At 41.1% G+C, this 17064-nt stretch carries 11 protein-coding genes; 7 read left to right on the top strand and 4 right to left on the bottom strand.

The window, feature by feature from the left end; all coding sequences use genetic code 11:
- Positions 1 to 119: 119 nt before the first annotated feature.
- Positions 120 to 2627, bottom strand: a complete 2508-nt coding sequence (gene priA, locus G3T18_RS25345) for a primosomal protein N' (RefSeq protein WP_224413373.1) — start codon at positions 2625 to 2627, stop codon at positions 120 to 122.
- 643 nt (positions 2628 to 3270) lie between these two features.
- On the opposite strand from priA, the gene G3T18_RS25350 reads away from it, so the two are divergent.
- The 4 genes from G3T18_RS25350 (at position 3271) to G3T18_RS25365 (ending at position 7793) form a co-directional block, all read left to right on the top strand.
- Positions 3271 to 4392: an RNA polymerase sigma factor, RpoD/SigA family gene (locus tag G3T18_RS25350; RefSeq protein WP_224413374.1), complete on the top strand. Its 1122-nt coding sequence runs from the start codon at positions 3271 to 3273 to the stop codon at positions 4390 to 4392.
- 91 nt (positions 4393 to 4483) lie between these two features.
- Positions 4484 to 4975 (top strand): GNAT family N-acetyltransferase, encoded by a 492-nt coding sequence (locus G3T18_RS25355; RefSeq protein ID WP_224413375.1) that lies wholly within the window; start codon positions 4484 to 4486, stop codon positions 4973 to 4975.
- 328 nt (positions 4976 to 5303) lie between these two features.
- A complete protein-coding gene (locus G3T18_RS25360; protein ID WP_224413376.1) occupies positions 5304 to 7493 on the top strand; it encodes a WD40 domain-containing protein in 2190 nt (729 codons plus the stop codon).
- Between the two features lie 93 nt (positions 7494 to 7586).
- Positions 7587 to 7793, top strand: a complete 207-nt coding sequence (locus tag G3T18_RS25365; RefSeq protein ID WP_224413377.1) for a glycogen debranching protein — start codon at positions 7587 to 7589, stop codon at positions 7791 to 7793.
- A 155-nt stretch (positions 7794 to 7948) separates the two neighbouring features.
- On the opposite strand, the gene G3T18_RS25370 is transcribed toward G3T18_RS25365, so the two are convergent.
- The 3 genes from G3T18_RS25370 to G3T18_RS25380 form a co-directional block, all read right to left on the bottom strand.
- Positions 7949 to 10603 (bottom strand): chloride channel protein, encoded by a 2655-nt coding sequence (locus tag G3T18_RS25370; protein ID WP_224413378.1) that lies wholly within the window; start codon positions 10601 to 10603, stop codon positions 7949 to 7951.
- Positions 10604 to 10685: 82 nt separating this feature from the next.
- The gene (locus tag G3T18_RS25375) at positions 10686 to 11987 is read right to left on the bottom strand and encodes a TldD/PmbA family protein (RefSeq protein WP_224413379.1); all 1302 of its coding nucleotides are present in this window, start codon (positions 11985 to 11987) and stop codon (positions 10686 to 10688) included.
- Positions 11988 to 12330: 343 nt separating this feature from the next.
- Positions 12331 to 13197, bottom strand: a complete 867-nt coding sequence (locus G3T18_RS25380) for a Tab2/Atab2 family RNA-binding protein (protein WP_224413380.1) — start codon at positions 13195 to 13197, stop codon at positions 12331 to 12333.
- 181 nt (positions 13198 to 13378) lie between these two features.
- Here G3T18_RS25380 and G3T18_RS25385 point away from each other — a divergent pair, with 181 nt between their 5' ends.
- From G3T18_RS25385 to G3T18_RS25395, 3 genes are all read left to right on the top strand, one after another.
- Positions 13379 to 15373, top strand: a complete 1995-nt coding sequence (locus G3T18_RS25385) for a serine/threonine-protein kinase (protein ID WP_224413381.1) — start codon at positions 13379 to 13381, stop codon at positions 15371 to 15373.
- 535 nt (positions 15374 to 15908) lie between these two features.
- Positions 15909 to 16394, top strand: coding sequence for a hypothetical protein (locus G3T18_RS25390; RefSeq protein WP_224413382.1), 486 nt, complete (start codon positions 15909 to 15911; stop codon positions 16392 to 16394).
- A 25-nt stretch (positions 16395 to 16419) separates the two neighbouring features.
- Entirely contained in the window at positions 16420 to 16659 is a 240-nt protein-coding gene (locus G3T18_RS25395) for a hypothetical protein (protein WP_224413383.1), read from the top strand.
- Positions 16660 to 17064 lie beyond the last annotated feature (405 nt).

A 17064-nucleotide genomic window follows, 5' to 3' on the forward strand; every position in this document is an offset into this window, starting at 1 on the left:
GCGAGGATGCGCCTTTTCCTTTGACTTCCATATTTTAACAATTCGTGCTACTCTCCCAATTAGACCTGAGTGTGTCAGCCCAAAACTAGCTACGCTGGTTCCTAATGGTCGAGGAGTTGTCAATCCATATTTAATGGGTCAACGTCAATAGTAAAGCTTACCGACTGGGAACACAAAGACATTAATTGAGTTAAATTTGGCAGTTGTTTGTCTGTTTCAATTCGTGACTTTAGCAAAATCTGCCAACGATAACGACGGGCTACTCGCATAATTCTAGCTGGCGCAGGTCCGAGTATTTCCCATTGCGAATCCAGAAAATTTTGACAAGCATCGGCAACTATCTCGGCATTTTCTTGCACTTCTCCAGCATCTAAACCACTAATTTTCAACAAAATTAAACGTCCGTAAGGTGGATAGTTCCAAGCTTCTCGCTCTCTTAATTCAGCTTGGGTAAAGTTGAGATAGTTATGCTCCTGTACTGCTTCAATTACCTGATGCTCTGGAGTATAAGTTTGAATAATTACTCGACCAGGATCGTCACCTCGACCAGCACGACCTGCTACTTGTGTCAAGGTTTGGAAAGCACGTTCTGCGGCGCGGTAGTCGGACATATGCAGTAATCCGTCGGCAGCAACTACGCCCACAAGGGTAACATTGGCGATATCTAAGCCTTTAGTTAACATTTGCGTGCCAATGAGCAAATCTGCTTCTTTTCTGGTAAAACGGGTGAGGAGGGTGCGATGCGCTCCTTTGGTGCGGGTGGTATCGCTGTCGAAGCGAATAAAACGTAGTTCGGGAAAGACTTTTGTGAGTTCTTGGGCGACTCGTTGAGTACCAGTCCCGAAGTGTTTGAGGTAGGGGGAACTACATTCTGGACATTGACTTGGTTGTAGTTGAGTGTGGTTACAGTAATGACAGCGTAACAGTTCTGTTGCGCCTTCGTGGGTGTAGTGATAGGAGAGGGAAACGTCGCAGTGGGGACATTCGATGACGTAGCCGCAGCTACGACAGGAAACGAAGGTACTGTGTCCGCGTCTAGGGATGAAAAGAATGCCTTGTTGCTGGCGGTTTTGTAGCTGTTGGAGGGAATTATACAGCGATCGGCTGAAGATTGAGCGGTTTCCTTGTTGTAGTTCTTGCCGCAAATCTACTATTTCTATGGGTGGTAAGGGGCGAGATTGGATTCTTTCTGGTAAGGAAAGGTAATGGTGTGTGGGTGTTTGGGCGTTTTCCTCGGTGAATTCTACCCAAGTTTCTAAGGAGGGGGTGGCTGAACCGAGAATGAGGGGACAATTTGCTAGTTCTGCTCGCCATTTAGCGACTTGACGTGCGTGGTAGGTTGGTGCAGGTCGGTCTTGTTTGAAGCTGGAGTCGTGTTCTTCGTCTAAAATGATTACACCGAGGTTGGGTAGCGGTGCGAAAATTGCGGAACGAGTACCGATGATGACTTGGGGTTCGCCTGCGAGCATTTGTCGCCAGGTGTCGAAGCGTTCGCCTTCATTGAGGGCGCTGTGATAGACGCAGACAGAGTTTCCGAAACGAGCGCGAAAACGGTCGGTTAGTTGGGGGGTTAAGCCGATTTCGGGGACGAGGACGATCGCACTTTTTCCTTGTGCTAAAATTGGCGCGATCGCTTGTAAGTAAATTTCGGTTTTTCCTGAACCTGTGACTCCATGCAGCAATACTTGTCGGAATTCTGATAGATTGTTGATGACTTGTAAAGCTTCGCTTTGGGCTTGGGTCAGAATTTTGGGACTATCTTTGGCTACTGGGGGTTCGTTGGCTAAACGCAGAATTTCTCTTTCGGCGATCGCCACACAGCCTTTTTCTGCTAACTTTTTTACGATTGAGGAACTGGTGCTACAAATTTGTAGTAGTTGATTTAACCAAAGTTCGCCTCCCCAACGTCGCAATACTGCTAAAACTTCTCGCTGACGAGAAGTTAAATCGGCGACTTCAGTAATAAATGTAACTACTTTTTGCTGTTTGGGACGGGCGCTTCTGGGGGGTTCGAGATAACTTTCTACCCAATTGCGTTTGATTAACTCTTGTATACCTCGATTTGCTCCTTTTACTTGACGTTGAAGATAGCGAGTGCTATAATCACCGTTCGCTTGAGATTGTAGCAGCGCCAGGATTTGTCTGGCGGCGGCTGAGTTACAAAAATTTTCCGCTCCTGCTGGTAAATTGGGTTTAAGGCGAATTCGGCGCTGCGATCGCCCTAACAATCCTGGAGGTAAAGCTACTTTAATTGCAGTGAGTAAAGAAGTGCAGTAGTATTGAGCTAACTGCTCTAGTAGTTGCCAGTAATGGCGTGGAAAAAAGCCAGTTGCGATGACCTCTTCTACATTCTTGATTTGACTAAGTTCTAACTGGGCAGGAGGTGATGCTAGAAAACGAATAGCAATTCCACCAACAGTTTGCGCTCCAAATGGTACGCTGATAATGTCTCCTGCTTCTACTGCTAAATCTGGTGGCAACCGATAGGTATATAATCTCTGCTCTGCTGCTTCCTGACTTCCTGGCACATCTACTAGCACTTCAACCCATTGCTCGCCTTGGCTTCTAGTTTCGTCGTAAGATGACCTCGGTTCAGCTAAAAGTGTGCCAAAAGATAGATTAGACATAGATTTCCGGTGACAGTGGTTGCAGCTAATTACCTATCGTACGACAACTTGAAAAGCTAGCAACATTAGATTTTCTCACCAACGGTAGAGAGGTAATTTAGTTAGCTTGTGAGATCCTAGATTTTGTAGCTAGAAAAATTTCCGCTCTCGGCTGAAAAGAGATATTTCTCTTTAGATGTCTTCCGCTCGTTGGGGATCGTAGTAGTTAAGCCGGAATCTTGACTAGAGACATCCGCATCTAGTTAATTGCTGAATCCCTTAGCTCCCACAGAGCTACTTCACTCTTCTCATTTGCCGATTAGTTAACAATTTAAGTATTTACACCTAGTTAGTTTGGGCAATGCTAGTCAGCAATTTGGGATTTTGTAGTCGATCCAACAATTACCTGTAAGGGTTTTGCTAGTCTTATTAACAATATTCTATTCATCCATCATGAGCCTAAATTCGTTTGTTTACATTTTTTAATGACTTACCCTCTGCCTTTTTTCTACCGATCGAGGCTATAAATGAGTATTACACTTTATCCAAGTTACCAGCCTAAGAACGCGAATAACTGTTATTAGCTAATCTGATTAGCTAGCACAGCTTTAACAAACCAATTTTAAGGTAGCCTCTCCGTTAGTCAATTAGACACTAATTAATTATGAACATTGCAGAACTTAACCAAACTGAAAATCTGGAATTTACAGAAAACATCGATTTTGAAGATTCAGAGAATAACGATTCCTCTTCAGATACCGATCTCGTTGAAGTAGAATTTACCGATGGAAAAGAAGGTAAAAGTAATGGTAGTTCGTCTTGGTATAATAAATCTGATTCGGATGATACAGTGGGCGCTTTCTTTAAAGAAATGGCGCGTTATCCATTACTGAAACCAGAAGAGGAAATTGAATTAGCTCATCGGGTTAAATTCCTCATGGAAGTTGAGGAATTGCGCGAGCAAATGAAAGAAGAATTGCAGCGCGAACCGACGAAACAAGATTTAGCTGAAAAATTGGCATTAACCCTGCGTCAGCTAGAACATCGCCTTTATCAGGGACGGGTAGCGAAACGTAAAATGATTCGCTCTAACTTACGCTTAGTTGTCTCGATCGCTAAACGCTATCTTAACCGAGGCGTGCCTTTCTTAGATTTAATTCAAGAAGGCGCGATCGGACTAAATCGCGCGGCGGAAAAGTTCGATCCCAATAAAGGTTATAAGTTTTCTACCTACGCTTATTGGTGGATTCGCCAAGCAATTACGCGCACGATCGCTAACGACGCACGCACGATTCGTTTACCAATTCATATTGTTGAAAAACTTAATAAACTTAAAAAAGCCCAGCGTACTCTTAAACAGAAATTACAGCGTCAACCAAGTGAAGAAGAATTGGCTGAAGAATTAGATGTTTCCCATTCTCAGCTTCGCCAATTATTACAGTTAAGAAGACAATCTCTTTCGCTTAATCATCGTGTCGGAAAAGGAGAAGATACTGAATTAGTCGATCTCCTCGAAGATAGCGATCTCCAGTTACCTGAAGATCAAATGAATGAGGCGATGATGCGTCAAGAAATCTCTGATGTTCTTAGTGATGTCTTGACAGAAAGAGAAAAAGATGTTATATCTATGCGCTATGGTTTAGCTACCAGTCAACCCTACACTTTGGAAGAAGTAGGAGGAATGTTTAATCTTTCTCGCGAGCGCGTGCGTCAGATTCAAAGTAAAGCCATGCGTAAATTACGTCGTCCCCAAGTTGCGCGGCGACTCAGAGGTTGGCTTAATTAGGTCAGTTATTTAAGGTAAGTAGTAGTCACTAATCTCTAGGTTTGTGCGCCTTTACTAGAATAGCAAGAAACTATCTCCTACTTACTGAAAAATGTGCAAAAAATTTCAGATACGCGCCGCTACATCTGCTGATGTAGTGGCGATATTTGAGTTAATTAAAGCTCTCGCAGAATATGAAAAACTCTCCGATTTAGTAACCGGAAATTGTGAAAAATTGCGAGAGCATTTGTTTGGAGAGCATCATTATATAGAGGCGATTGTCGCAGAATGGGAGGCAAAAATAGTCGGTTTTGCCTTGTTTTTTCCTAACTATTCCACATTTTTAACGAAACCAGGTATTTATTTAGAAGATTTATTTGTCTTACCAGAATATCGTCGTCAGGGAATTGGTAAAGAAATGTTAAGTTATCTTGCTCAATTAGCAGTAGAGCGAGATGCAGGTAGATTAGAGTGGAGTGTCTTAGACTGGAACGAACCAGCGATCGCCTTTTATCAATCTCTGGGTGCTGTTATTTTACCAGACTGGCGTATTTGTCGAGTCACAGGTGAAGCTTTGCCAAAATTAGCGTCTGGGGAAGGTTAAATTTCCTTGTCGAGAAAAAAATTACTCGCTGTTATCAATTTCTCGTTGTTACCAAAAAAAGCGCCTCTACAGTAAAATTAGCTTGGGAATATACTTAACCTAAATTAGTAAAATATTTGTCCTAAGCGCTAAAAATTAATTAAAGCCGTCAAGAACCCACCGCTAAACGCAATCAATCACAAATATTGTAAATTTATTCACAGGAAAGATGGCTATGCTTACAGCTTCTAATAATTTCCGAACTTCTGGGTTCGATGCCCCTCAGTTTGCCTTGTTTCCTCTCGCCACCAACCTTCAATATGGTGGAAGTCTCCACAAGGAGGTTTAGATGAATATGCTCTATTGGCTAGAAATATTAGAAGGAATTTCCCTGGTTGCTGCGGTATTAGGAATTATCCTCGCAGCAATCACTCAGCAATTTCTGTTGGCGGCAATTCCCTTGAGTGTTAATTTAGTTTTGAATGCGGTTAACCGACAGCTAGAAACTAAGGAGGAAAATAAGCGAGAGAAAGATAATCAGCGACAATCCGAGCAATTCAGACAAGAAATTGGGCAATTACATCAAATTATACAGCCTTTATCTCAGCGACAAGATCGCTTGCAAGAGCAAATTAATGAGGATTTCACGCAAATTCATCAATTAGTTGACTCGCTACCAGATACTACTAACCATCGATTAGCGCAATTTAGCACCAGAATCGAACAATTACAAGCAATAGTTGCACCTTTCTCTGAGTGGCAAATAGAATGGGAAAGAGAAACTACTCGTCAGTTAGAACAAACTAATTTTGATTTGGCACAATTACAACAAAAAGTTGAACTACTGGAGGATTGTCAGGCAGAATACGAAGAAAAAAATAAGCAACGAAATGAGCGATTAAATTCGGCGATCGCGTCATCTCAGGAAGCAGTTGGTTTAATGCAAAAGTCTCAAAAAGAGTTGCAGGTTTCCTTTGCAGAAAAAATTGAACTACAAGGGACGGTAAATAGAGAAAATGAACAGAATTTTACTCAATTAAATACCAATATTGGCGAAATTAATCAAGTTGTAGAAAAACTACTAGCTCGTTTGACAACTCTGGAGACAGAAACAAATAAACGGTTTAAACAAGCTAGTTATCAAATTAAAAAACTAGGACAAGTAGTTAAATCATTGTCTGCGTTACGCCAAGAATTGGTGACAGAAAACACTCAGAAATTAGAGCAGTTTCAAGGTGAGTTGCAGCAGCTCAAAGCCCAAATCGAACCTCTAGAAAATTATCGGTTAGGAGAAGAAAGAAAAAATGAGGGAGAAAGCGAACAATTGAATGTCGCGATCGCGCAATTACAACAAGCAGTTGAGTATGTGCAAGAAGAAATTTCTGCTTTAGAAAGAGAAAGTCAAGAACAACGAGAGGAATTACAGGAAGAAATTGCGAGAACTGTGGAACAAGTTGATTTAATGGCTCAAGAGCAAATAGGATTACAAGCTCAAAGTCAACAACAGGAGCGGCAGTTACAACAGCAGATAGAGCGACTTCAAGCTAGTCTCGATCGCTTGAATTTAACTCCGCATTTTCAAAGAGAATTATCGGGAGAAGAGGTGAATTTATCAACTAAAAATAACTGGCAAAATTGGCAAGTTGTTCAGACAATTACCCTCGATGGCGATCGAGTTCATTCCCTAGCATTTAGTCCCGATGGAGAAACACTTGTTAGCGATCTGAACGATCGCGCGATCGCGTTGTGGGATCTGAATACAGGATCGCAAACGCAACTCTTTGACGGACATTCGGATACAGTTGTTTGTGTAGCTTTTAGTCCCGATAAAATGACAATTGCTTCGGGTAGCGAGGATAGCACTATTCGTTTGTGGGATCTGAATACGGGAAAGGAAATTTGGACAATAGAAGCAACTCAAGAGCGGATTAATTCTCTTACTTTTAGCCCTGATGGTTTGAAACTTGCCTCTGGTGGAGGTGATTGTAAAATTAAACTGTGGGATGTGAAAACTACGCGTCAATTACACTGTTGGACTGGTGCTTGGGGTAGTGTAAATGCAGTTACTTTTAGCCCAAATGGAAACTCGATTGCTATGGGATCTCAAGATGGTTATCTGATAGTTTGGGATGTTCATACAGGTGAAAAAATTGGCGATTATGGAGATTGTTTAGAAGTTAATTGTCTCGCATTTAGTCCTAATAGTTTGACTATTGCTGCTGGTTGTCAAGAACAAGGAGAAAATGGCTTGAAACCCTCTATAAATTTGTGGGATTTGCGTACTCAGGAGAAAAAGCTTTCCCTCAAAGGACATAGTCAAATCGTGAAAGCTGTAACTTTTTTGGCAAATGGCAAAACGATCGCTAGTGGTAGTGCCGATGGTACAATTCGCTTATGGCGTGAAAAACTGACTCTCCAAGGAGATCGCGATGCAGTCAGCGCCGTGGCTTTTTCTCCCGATGCAAACGCAGTTGGTGCTTCTGTGGCGATCGCTTCCCATGATGGGACAATTAAAATTTGGCGAATTGTTAATTCCTAATTAAAAGCTAAGTATTTTTGCCAAATAGGAGGACAATATAATTAGAGGCGTAAGTCTCCAACGCACGAGTTCTGATGGCAGGTGCAGACAGTTATGACTATTTGGGTAAACGAACAAATCGATCCTTCTGGACTTCTTTATGCTTGTATTGCTTCTTCCAATGAAGATTTGGCTAAGGATTGTCATAAATCTTTTGAAAATAACTTGACAGAAAAACAAAAGTCTGCTGGGTGGGTGGCGCGTTTGCGGACTGTGACATCTTGGGACGATCTCCCCGCAAATACGCTGAAATTAAGTTAAATTATGGGATTGGGGTTTCAGTGAACAGTTAGCACGTAGCCGCATCTCCAGCTAACAGTAGGTAGGGGGTAGCTGGTAGTAATCAGTTAACAGTTATCAGTTTGTCCTCTAATTTTTCCCCCTCTTCCCAATCCCCAATCACCAGTCCCCAATCCCTAATCTCTAACCGCTTCGCCGCGATCGAGGGGGCTGCGAACTAAAATTGTGGTACTGTTGACATTGCGGGCGATCGCTTCGGGAATATTGCCTTGAATTGCTTGTTGGAGCAAACCTTCACGACTAGCACCAAGCATGAGTACGTCGCATTGTTCGGTGTTTGCAAAACGGGTTATAGCTTCCGTGACCGAACGAGAGCGAATGGGGATCGCCATCGTGGGAATTTTGTATTCTGAGCGAATTTGGCGAGCAGTATTTTCTAAGGCAGTAGTATCTAAAACTGGCTTGTCGGGAGGGTAAACTTGGCATAGCCAGATATAGGCAGAACGGGTTAAACTCTTGAAAGCAGGTAAAAGTTGAATTGCTCGTTGGGCGTTTGGACCTCCGGCGATCGGAATTAGCCAGCTTGTGGAAGTATAGTTATTGTTTGGATAAGCATTTGCTTGGGTTCCGAGTTTGACTAAAATGACATCACCTGGAGCTTGACGGACGATAGTATCGACAACAGAACCAAAGATTTTTCCTGCGGTATCAGTACGACCTTTCCAACCCATTAAAGTTAAGTCGATATGTTGTTGGGAAATTACTTCTAAAATTGTCTCTGCGGTGTCGTGAGCGATGCGAATTTGTGTATGGAGAGGAATTTGTCTAGATGCAAGTTTTTCAGCTACTGCAAGGAGTTGACGACTGGGATTAGTGTTGACGCGGGCTTGGGCTGGGGATTTGTGACGAGAGACAGGAATAATACATAAACATTCTAATTCGTAGCGACGTTCCTTGGCGATCGCGATCGCAATTTTCAATAAAGCTGGTGCGGTTTTCGGGTTGGATAAAGGTAATAAGATTCTCCCTCTACCTACGGCTGGGGCGCGAGTTTGGTAAATAATGTAAGAAGGTTCGGGAGTATAACTGGTTTGGTTTTTTTCTCCTGATAGTTGTTTAGCTTCGGCTTTAATAATGTCGCGACGGGTAATAATTCCCACTAACTTGTGATTTTCAACTACAGGTAGGTGAGAAAGTTGATAGCGATTGATTAAATAAAGTACATCGCTTAAAGTAGCTTTGGGATTAACTGTAATTGGGTGAGGAGTCATGATTTTTCCCAAATAGCTGACAGCTTTTTTCGGAGTGCTTTCTACCTCTTTGGCTAAATCTGCTTGGGTGACAATACCGACTAATTTACCTTTGTGCATCACGGGAAAACCACGATGAGACGATCGCCGAAAAGCCATCTTGGTTTCTTCCTCAGTGGTATCTAAAGGTAAAGTTTGCACGCGGCGTTCCATAACATCAGTAGCTTTCAGTCCTGCTAAAATATTGCGATCGCGGTTATCTTCTTTGAGTTCGATTCCACTTTTTTCTAGTAAGTGTTGATAAAGAGAACCACTAAAAACGCTTTCTCCTACCACATAAGCAACAGCACAAGCGACCATTAAAGGTAAAACTAAACCAAAATCAGAAGTAATCTCAAAAATAATCACAATCGCCGTCACCGGAACTCTGATCGCGGCAGTAAAAAAGGCTCCCATTCCCGCTAAAGCATAGGTTGTCGGGCTTCCCATCCCTAAAAATGCTACTTCAGTAGTTCCCACTAAATAACCAAGAGCGGAACCGAGAACTAAAGTAGGAGCAAATAAACCACCAGGTGCGCCAGAACCGTAAGCTATTAACGTGAGGCAAAAATGAGCGACAAAGGCGATCGCGTTTGCTTCCCAACCCACATCCCCAGCAATTAAAAATTCCCGCAAAGCGGCATTGTTACGAAAAAAATCGGGTAAAGCTGCGATAATCGTCCCACTGAGTAAACCTGCTACCCCAACCCGCCAAGGCATTGCCCAAGGTAGGCGGCGGTTGAATGCTAAACTCCAGAGAATACCGCGATTAAATAAAGCTCCTAATAACCCTGCTAAAATTCCCAAGAGAATATAAAAAGGAAGATCTGTACTTTGAAAATTACTTTGAGCGGGTAAATTAGTTAGAGTATCGGTAATATCCAGGTTAGGCGATCCGAAAGTACGCGAAACCACTGCACCTGTAAACGAAGCCAGAATTGCTGTTTCTAAGGTTAAGCTGGAAACATCGCGCATCAGTTCCTCAACGACAAAGAGTACGCCAGCAATGGGTGTATTAAAGCCCGCAGCTAAACCTGCGGCTGCTCCCGCCGCAATCATTTGCCGCCGATGTTCGGGGGAAGTCGGCAACCAATTACTCAGTTGCGCCGCCAAAGCCGCACCAATATGTACTGTCGGACCTCGTCTCCCTAATGTTAAACCTGCCCCCAACACTAAAATCGTGCTGAATAGTTTCACCAGTGCTACTCGTAAAGATAAAGGGATGGGAAACTGTGCTAATGCTGCTTTGACTTGGGGAATACCTCCACCAGCCGCCGCTAAAGATAAGGTTTCGACGCACCAACCTGCAATTATTCCTAAAGTTAATCCTGCTAAGGGCAAAACTACCCAAGCCCCATAATGGTTAGCTGCTTGAAGGCGAGACAATCCTACCCAGCCAATACCTTGTTTGAGTAATAAGGCTGCGAGTGCCGAAATAAGTCCGATCCCACAAGCTTCGACTAAGGCGTAGCGAGTGTCTAGGGAACGACGGGCGAGGTTTGACAACCCCAGCCTAGTACGAAAGTCCTTCAGAAATGCCATTAGCAAGTATCCGCATTTACCAGTTATTAGTTATTCGTTATCGGGTATTGGCGATCGGGGATCGACTATTAACTACTAACTATTAGCTACTAACTACTGATAAACCGTTAACTACAATTGAAGGTGTATAACTCGAACCGTTCCAAGTTGCATCTCCACCTAAAGCAATTACTTGTTTGAGGGCGGTGTAGACGTTACCTGCAACCATTGTATCTTTGACGCGACCGACGATCTCGCCGTTTTTGATGCGATAACCTAGGTCGATATTCACGGAAAAGTCGCCGGAAATGTCTGCACCTCCGCCTAAAATTTGGTCTATCACTATTCCTTCGTCTATGTTCGCGATTAAGTCTGGTAAGGAACCTTGACCGGGTTCGATGAGAAAATTAACTAAGTCTGGGGTGGGATAGCGCCCTAAACCGGGACGGAAGCCGTTTCCGGTGCTATTCATTCCTAATGCTCGTCCGGTGGCGCGATCGCTATAAAATTGCTTTAGTTTTCCTTTCTCGATCAGGGTGAATGATTGGGTTAGGGTGCCTTCGTCGTCAAAGGGACAGCTATAGGGTCCGATGTCGGGTTGTTGGGAAATGCTCAGACATTCGGATACTACCTGAGAAGCTAAAATTTCACTCCACGGTGAGGATGCTTCTACGACTCGTTTCCCGTTGGTCGCTTCGCCGATTACACTCCACAGTAAGGTTGCTGCTTTGGGTGTAAATAATACTGGTAGCTTACCTTTGGGACTTTCGGTATTTGTGATTGCCCATGTAAGTTTTTGTAAAATATCCTTGACAATTTGGTCTATTTTTAGTTCGTTTCTTGCTTCTTGACCGTCGTAAATACCAAGAAAGTCGTCACCTCGAACCCATTCGACACCCAGGTAAGAACTGAGGGTAAGATCGGTATACTGACAGTGAAGTCCTTGGGAATTCAGCAAACAGGTAGTTTCGGCTTCACATTCAAATTCTGCACTACACAGCACTTCGGGATAAAGTTCCCGGATGCGCGCGATCGCTATTTTACCAATTTTGATTAATTCTTCAACTTCAACATTAGTTCCAAAGTCGGGATAGACAGCCGTTTTTGGTGAAGCTAACTCTGGGGTTTCGGGAGGGTTAAGCTGGGAAAGCGCGATCGCTTTTTCGACTAATGCTTGAGGATCTACCTGTCCGTATGCTACCGCTAAACCCGGACAATTATTTCGCCATAATCTTAACGCAGTTCCTTCAGATTGAGCTACTTCTAATTGTTTGAGTCGATTGGCTTCAAAAATTGCTGGTTTCGACAAGGAACTTGATTGATATACTTCGGCATATTCTGCTCCTGATTTTGTTGCTAATTCGAGCAATTGTTCGCCCAATTTTGTTATTCTTGAATCCTTCATTTTCTTACTTTCTTTTTACTTACTCACTTTTTAACTTGCCTTCAGTTTTTTGTTGATTATTTTTTTGAGTTGAGCCACCAAAAATCCAGAGCCAGTTAATTCACTCTACCTAAAATTATCAATTTATTGTTTAATAAAATTATAATTCAAACTAGAATTTTGGTGGCTATTTTTTCGATATTTTCTCAAAAAAACTTCCTATTTGATAGTTTTAAAATTCTAATTTATTGCTACTTTTTACTAATATTGACAAGTGATTTTTCCTCCAAATCGATCTTTTCCTAACTGGTATCTGCGGGTACGTGCTAACTAATAACTAGTAACTTGTGTTCGGGGTAAACAATTATCCTTTTAATAACCAAAAGCCTGCAAAAGATTCCGCTTCCGGGTTAGATTGAACCGCTAGAAAATGGACTTTATTAGCTTTTTCTTTAGTCGCTGCAAAATTTTTTGCTTCCGCTAAAGTCTTAGCATTGGTAAGATTAGCTAGAATCCAACTATCATTTAAACCAGTTTCTAAACGCAAAATAGGAAAAGTTCCAGCATCAAAATCGAGATAAGCCATTTCTAAACCAGACATCCAACCAGCAAGAGGCATAGATCGCCGAGAAAATAAAATTAAACCGGGAATTTTTGTATCCGGTTGTACTGACATTATCGACAAAGGAAAGCTTTCACCAAAAGCTATTTCCCATTCATTTATTTCTTGAAAAGCTTCTGCTTCGAGAGTGACAAACGCCCATTTATCTCCTTTATCTCCTCTAACTGCATCGGGTAAACGTATGGGATTAGAAGTTGGATATTGGATTGAAATAGATTTAGTCGCACTTGGATCGTATCCCGATTGTTGAGGATAAAAATCTTCCAGGCGCTTTTCTATTAATTGATTAAGGGCGTAAGTGCGACGAGAAGGAATTGCGTCGATACCAATTTCCTCACAAGCTTTGACGATCATGTTTTTCATTGCTTGACGGAAAAAACGAATTTTTTGAGGTGGATTGGGTGCAGCAGCGATCGCCTTTGCTAACGCTTCTCCTAACACTAAAGAGTTGACGTTTTTACTAGAAGTGAATTGAGAAAATGTAAAGAGGTTGTCTAGAGCCGAATTAATGTCTAAGGGACTTTCACAAATTAAAATTTCCCACAACTTTTTGTTATTTTCGTCTAGAATTGGACGTGAGTAAAAATCTAATTCCCAAATTGTTGCCATAGCCCTGAGTATCTATCCCACTATTAAACATCATACGGTGCTTTAGGCAGTTATTATTTTTTCGCGGAAAGCTTAATCGCCCAACTCAGAGGTTTGTCAGCTAAAATACCTATTATCCGGGAAAGATCTCACCAACTCCCAGAAGTATGTAGGATAATAGCTGGTAAATACGGCTAGTAATATGGTTTGGTGTCCGAAAACAGAGTTACAAGGCGGTAAATACCGAATTGAGAAGATTTTAGCACTAGGTGGTTTCGGTATCACCTATCTCGCTAAGAGCGATCGCGTGGGACTGGTTGCGATCAAAACTCTTAACGATAAGGTACAACAGCGCCCGGATTTTGCCAAGTTTCAGCAAGATTTTATCAATGAGGCGCTGCGACTGGCAAAATGTACTCATCCTCATATTGTCAAAATTGTTGAGTTATTCCTCGAAGATCGCTTACCTTGTTTGGTGATGGAATATATCGAGGGGGAAAATTTAGCGACTCGCATTGAAAAGCATGGTATCTTAACAGAAGTTGAGGCTTTGCGCTATATCGAGCAAATTGGTACAGCTTTGAGTGTTGTTCACGATCGCGGTTTGCTGCATCGGGATGTCAAACCACCGAATATTATCGTCCGTCAGGATAAGTCTGAGGCAATTTTAATCGATTTTGGCATTGCTCGCGAGTTTATGCCTAATCAAACTCAAATTCACACTCAATTACTTTCTGATGGGTTTGCACCTCCCGAACAATACGAAAAAAAAGCTACTAGAGGCGCTTATAGCGATGTTTATTCTTTAGCTGCTACTTTATATTACTTGTTGACGGCTAAATTACCAACTCCTGCACCCGATCGCCATGACGGTGTTACTCTCGAACCACCTCAAAAGTATAATCCGAAGATTAGCGATCGCGTTAATTCTGCTATTCTTCAAGCGATGGCACTGAAACCTAGCCAACGCCCTGCTACGATAACACAATGGCTGGATTTACTCTTTCCCCCTTCCCCCACCCAACCTTCTTTCCCAGCGAAAAAAACAATAGTTTCTCCCCTTTTTGCATTAATTTTATTATTCCTGGGAGTTATTGGCGGCGGATCTACCTTTTGGCATTTCTTTCGTCCTCTTGCACCCAATTCCTTAAACTTTACTACCAATGACACTACTTATGCTGTCGGTGATACTGTTTTCTTAGCCAATACTCAAGTTTGCGATAAAAATGGGCATGGTAACCTTCAGGAGGTGGTCTTTCAACTCCTTAAGGATGATGGCATTTTACAATCTACTTTCAGAATAACAGATTTTCTTATTTCAAGTCAAGATAATTCTTGTGCTTCCTTCAAATATGAATTACCAAACTTAGCCCCAGGAGACTATCAATTAAAAGCAGTAGCTTTAGACAAATCCCAGCGAGAAAGCAAAGCTATCATTCGCGACTTTAAAATTAATGCTGCACCAAAAGAGTTAGAATTTGCAACTACAAAAACAACTTACCAAAAAGACGAAGCAGTAAGGATTGAAGATAGCCAAATTTGCGACGAAAACGGGATTGATGACATCGAGAAAATCACCTTCAAGTATCGCAAACCAGGACAAGAATGGCAAGTAGACGACAACGAAATCAACGAATTTGATGTAAGCGAAACCGACACAGACAGTAATTGTGGTAGCTTTGAATATCAAATAGACAACCTCCCCGCAGGAGACTATGAGTTCAGTGCGATCGCTACAGACAAATCGGGATTTACCAGCGAAACCTTCACCCGTAACTTCAAAATCAACTCCCCTCCATACAACCTACAATTTAGTATCGATAACTCCTTCACTCCACCCTCAACGATAACCTTAAAAAACACCAACCTTTGCGACGACAACAGCAGCGAAGACTTAAAGAAAATCAGCTTTGAAATCAAACGAGACGAAGACGAAGCCAACTGGAGAAAGATAGGTGAAACCGACAACTTTGACAAAAAGACAAAAGACAAACTTTGTACATTTTTCACATATAAACTTAACCTTCCCGAAAACTTAGAACCAGGTAAATATATTCTCGCTGGAGTCGCATACGACCAAAGCGACACCAAAAGTAATAAAGTCGAAAAAACCTTTACCATACTTCCTAGAGAAGAAGAAGAAAACGAAACCCAACCCACAGAAGAAACTGAAGAAACAGAAGGAGAAAGAGAATAACTCAAACACCACCGTTAAAACTTAACCTTCCAACCCAGTGAAAGAGAAACTTAGCAGCAAACAACTCCAACCAACTCAAGAAAGAAGGATATCTTACCTTAGCGACTTTGCGAGAAAATTCAACAAATTACTTCATCTAGCGACTACCGCAAAAACACTCTAACCAAACAACTAGATAAAGAAGGATATCTTACCTTAGCGACTTTGCGAGTTTGCGAAAAACTCAAACAAACTAACTTATCTAAAGACTACCGAAAAAATCTTCCAACGAGTCATAGAGAAACCGACAAGCAACCAACTCCAAGCAAATCAAGAAAGAAGGATATCTTACCTTAGCGACTTTGCGAGTTTGCGAGAAAATTCAACAACCTAACTTATCTAAAGACTACCCAACCCACTCACAGAAAAACTTAGCAGCAAACAACTCCAACCAACTCAAGAAAGAAGGATATCTTACCTTAGCGACTTAGCGACTTTGCGAGAAACTCAAACAAACTAACTTATCTAAGAACTATCGAAAAACTACTAAAGACATATGAAACTTATTCAAATCGAAGGATTTCAAGTATTTTACTTTTACGCTAACGAACCTTTTATATTTCCTAAACCATTAAACCAGAACTTGAGACCTTTTGAACCTTTTATGGAGAAAGAACTCAAAAATCACTTTAATCTTCGATTAGTTATCACAAAAAGCTTTTTAGGTTCAAATATTTATTATGTACTTTATCTTTATTTCGATCCTGATAAATTTCCTTCAAGTTTAGATAAAAAAGTTCAGGACGATACTTTTACGAACGAAGACTTTCAAGATTCAGTATTTAGCAAATTTCCAAAAACAGTATGTATTTACTGTAAGTGGAAGAGACCGACACTATGTATAGAACACGATTGTTATTATAGAAACTTTGAACTGGAATTAAAAAAAATGCGTAAATTTGAATTTAAGCTTTGTCCCAACTGTGGAAAATCATTACGACAAAGCGTACTGATGATTTTTAAATCTCAAATTATTAATTAATTAATTTTGGACATCAAATCTAAAAATGAAAAAAATCAAAGTAGAAGAAGTTGATTTGTTCTATTTGACATCAGATAACTTGCTGCTATTGAACAGCGATCGAATATTTTTTAATAATACTCAAATTAATATAGAAAATTTAAGCTACCGTTTAAAACCAGAATTATTTAATCAAGATGACATAAGACCAATCTTGGTAATTTCACCTTTTAAGTCTAATTTTGCTTACTCAATTATTTCTATTGGAATAAAAAACCGAATTTAAAAGAACTAAATTTAAAAGTTACTCAAAATAATTTTACAGAAAATGATTTTAAAAAGTCTGTAATTACTCGCTATCAAAAAAACAGATGTTCTAACTGCGGTTGCTGGTGGGACACATTATGCGTTGATGACTGGCATTACTTTAGAACTCCTGGTTTGGAGACAGCTAAAATTCGGCAAAGTCAATTTAAAGGATGTCCTCACTGTGGAAATTCTTTAAGACAAGTAGTCGTTAAAATTTTTTAAATAATTCATATTCATTCAAGTCGAATGACTTCATTATTAGCTAATTTATTTTTAGATAAACGAGTCATTCTTTTATGGGAAAAGAAATGAAATAAATTAATTCAGCTAGCGAGTACCGAAAAAATCTTCCAACGAGTCATAGAGAAACCGACAAGCAACC

Origin of the sequence: Oscillatoria salina IIICB1, from assembly GCF_020144665.1 — a bacterium.
Lineage (GTDB): Bacteria > Cyanobacteriota > Cyanobacteriia > Cyanobacteriales > SIO1D9 > IIICB1.